The organism is Mesorhizobium sp. M7A.F.Ca.US.014.04.1.1 (assembly GCF_003998745.1).
GTDB lineage: Bacteria > Pseudomonadota > Alphaproteobacteria > Rhizobiales > Rhizobiaceae > Mesorhizobium > Mesorhizobium ciceri.
Genome location: NZ_RZRW01000631.1, coordinates 1 through 3129, shown reverse-complemented (window position 1 = coordinate 3129; position 3129 = coordinate 1). Strand labels below are relative to the sequence as shown.

Genomic DNA, 3129 nt, shown 5'->3' with positions numbered 1-3129 from the left:
GGGGGGCAAAAACCGAATCGAGGGGTGGACCCGCCACGTCGGGACCGCCGATCATCAGGCAGTAGCCACGCTCCAGGCCCCAGACGCCGCCGCTGGTGCCGACATCGACAAGATGGATGCCCTTGCCGGCCAGTTTCGCGGCCTGGTCGACGGCGTCGTGATAATAGGAATTGCCGCCGTCGATGACGATGTCGCCGGGCTCCATCAGGGCCGCCACCTGGTCGATGATCCTGCCGGTGATCGCCGCCGGCAGCATCAGCCACACACAGCGCGGCTTGGCCAGCTTGCCGATGAATTCTTCCATCGAGGCCGCCCCTGACGCGCCGTCGGTCACCAGGGCCGCGACGCTGGCCGGGTTGATGTCGTAGACGACGCATTCGTGGCCGTCGCGCATCAGGCGCCGGACCATGTTGGCGCCCATCCGGCCCAGTCCCATCATTCCGATCTGCATGGTTTCGTCCCTGTTTTCTAGGAGATTTGCGGGGTTATCGAGGGAAGGTCTGCTGGCTGTCCTGGTCGCCTGAGATGACGGAGAAGTCGACATTCTCCCAATCGCCGGCCCCGGGCCAGAAAAAAGTGAAGGTCAGCGTGCTTCCCTTGGGAAGGCCAGAGACGGGCAGATCGGCAAGATGGATGCCGAAATCGTTTTCTACCGTCTGGCTGTCGTGGGCGGTCGCCCAGTTGTCGGTGCTCCAATGGACTGTAGCCGGGGCCAACAGTTCGAAGCGCAGCGTCTTGCCGGCCGGGACCGTGCGGATCTTGTTGTTGAACCGCCATGTTCTGAACGGCGATACGGTCTTGTCCTCGATATAGCGCTTGACGCCTTGCGGGGGCATGTCGAAGACCGCGCCGTCGCGCAGCGAGCGCAACAGCTTGATATGCTCCGAATGCGCCCAGACCAGCGGCATGGCGCTGCCCGAGGGGCGGCCGTGCAGCAGTTCGCGCTCCGGCCTATCGGCGCCGTCCCAGACCTGCTCCGGCAACAGGCCGCCCGGTCCGGCCGAGCCTTCCAGCGCTGCCAGCAGGCTGGCTGCCTTTTCCCTGCGCCCGGCCGCCAGCTCATAGTGGGCGCGTTCGCCGGCCAGCAGCGGCCAGGGGCGACCCTGGCCGGTGCCGTCGAAAGGTGCGCCATCTTCATGCTCGCCATAGCCGTCGCCGTTGTAGCGGTACCAGAGCGGCCCTTGCGGCAGATCGCAGCGCAATTGCGCGTCGATGACCTTGACCGTGTCTGTCATGCGCGGGTCGTCGGCCGCCCGCAGACCGAAGCGGACAAGTGCAAGCGCATCCGGACTGACGATTTGCTCGGCCGGCCGGTCGGTGTCGCCGGGCGGCCGGTTCTTGATCGGGACATAGCCGTCCTTCGGCGAACCGGCCGAGGCGCTGTCGGGCGGCGCGATGCGGACATAGTAGCCGTCGACGCCGACTTGACCGCAGATCGCCGTGCCGGTGACGTAGGTCCAGCGCTCGACCTGGTCGTTCCAGACGTCTGATGTCTCGCGCAGATAGGTCGCCCCGTCCGGCTTGCCACAGGCGTCGAGCAGGTCGGCTGCGGCAAGCAGTGCGGCGATTTCGACGGCGAGCGTGAACGGGCTGTAGCCGGCATCCTCTTCCCAGCGGTCCTCGCCGGTGACCGGCCCGTTGCGCACGACGAACCCGGCGGCGCGCTCGATCATCGGCAGAAAGACTGCGAGCCTGGCGTGCGGCAAATGGCCGGCGCGGTGCAAAGCTTCGGCCAGCAGCAGCGGAAAGGCGCATTCGTCCATCTGGATGCCGGGCCAATAGGCCGATCCGTCGAGCCAGGCGTTCTGCGGCCAGTGGCCGTCCGGCTGCTGGATGGAGCCGAGATAGTCGAGGATTTGCAACGCCGAGGCGGCGTCGCCGGCAGCAAGAAAGCCGCCGGCCGTCTCGACCAGATCGCGCGGCCAGACCAGATGGTAGCCGCCGAGGTCGTCGTCGCCCTTGTCGAAGCCCCACGGGATCGACAGGCTGGCGACCGCGGCGCCCGGTGTGGCGATCGACCGGTGCGTCGCCAGTACCGCCGTCGAGACGCGATAGAAGTTGATCCCGGGCACCGCGTGCCGGTCGAGCGGCAGCAGGCCCTTTTGCCAGTTGCGCCAGTTCTGGAGGTAGGATTTCGCCGCGGGTTCAAAACCCTGCTTCAGGCTGGCGAAAGCATGTTCCGCGGCCTCCTCGGGCGTCGCGCCAAATCCCAGCGCCAGCAAAGCCTTGGTCCTGGCCGCGGAAAAGCCGATCTCGCCGGTCAGCGCGACATTGCCGTCCTCGGCCCGCTGGTACGCAGCATCGAGCTCACCTGTGTTGTGCAGTTGCTGCCAACCGTCGGAAAAACCGACATAGCCGGCCGAGCCGGTCCGCCAGGGCAGCGACGAGGCCAGCGCCAGGCAGGAGCCGCGCCCCGAGGCGAACAGCACGGGCTTTCCCTCGTGCTCGCCGACCCAGGCGGTGTTGCCCATGCCGGCATTGACCAGATGCGGCGCCAGAAGCGCGTAGACGCGATAATCGTCAGCGACGCCCCTCAGCGCCGTGAAGGTGATTTCCTGCAGCAGCGCCGGGCGCGCCGGATCGGCGAGGATGCGCTTTTCGATCCGCCAGGCGCCGTCGTTCGCCGTGTTGACCAGCCGGTAGGCGGGTACGCCGTCCTCGAACGGTTCGATGCTGTGCGTGGCAGCGCGCTTCTCTTCCGAGAAATAGCCGGCGGCGCCGGTGACGATGAGGCCGAGGTCGCGGGTGCAGGCACTGTCGACGCGCGGATAGTAGATTTCGTTGAGCATGCCGTGGCTGATCGTGAACCAGATCCGGCCGGCCGGCGAAAGCGACGTTCCGACGCCGCTCTTGGCGCTTGACGTCCAGCGCGCCGGAATTCCCGGGGCGCCCGGAGCAACGTTTTGCGTCACTGGCATTCTGTTTCGGTCTCCTGGCCTCCTCCCTAGACCAGGACGCGAACCCTTTACAATCATTGCACCGCAAGTTGATCGGCGCCGACGGCAGGGCAACGAACTAGGGCTAACGGGTTTCTTCGGAGCTTTCGTCTGCGCTGACGGAGCAGCAAATGAAAAACCCGCCAGTGCGGCGGGTCACCCGCGCCAATCAGCACCCTGGACGAAAATGTAC

The 3129-nt window shown here is 66.4% G+C and carries 2 protein-coding genes; both read right to left on the bottom strand.

Going from position 1 to position 3129, the window contains the following annotated elements; translation table 11 throughout:
- Nucleotides 1-451 (bottom strand): NAD(P)-binding domain-containing protein (locus EOA22_RS28940; RefSeq protein WP_245478713.1); only part of this gene is annotated, 451 nt, incomplete at its 3' end.
- Between the two features lie 34 nt (nucleotides 452-485).
- On the bottom strand, nucleotides 486-2918 hold the full coding sequence (locus EOA22_RS28935) for a glucan 1,4-alpha-glucosidase (RefSeq protein ID WP_063169508.1): 2433 nt from the start codon (nucleotides 2916-2918) through the stop codon (nucleotides 486-488).
- Nucleotides 2919-3129 lie beyond the last annotated feature (211 nt).

What these genes read in the sequence shown, in the direction of transcription:
- EOA22_RS28935 (WP_063169508.1), bottom strand. Translation starts at nt 2,918, where the DNA reads ATGCCAGTGACGCAAAACGTTGCTCCGGGCGCCCCGGGAATTCCGGCG.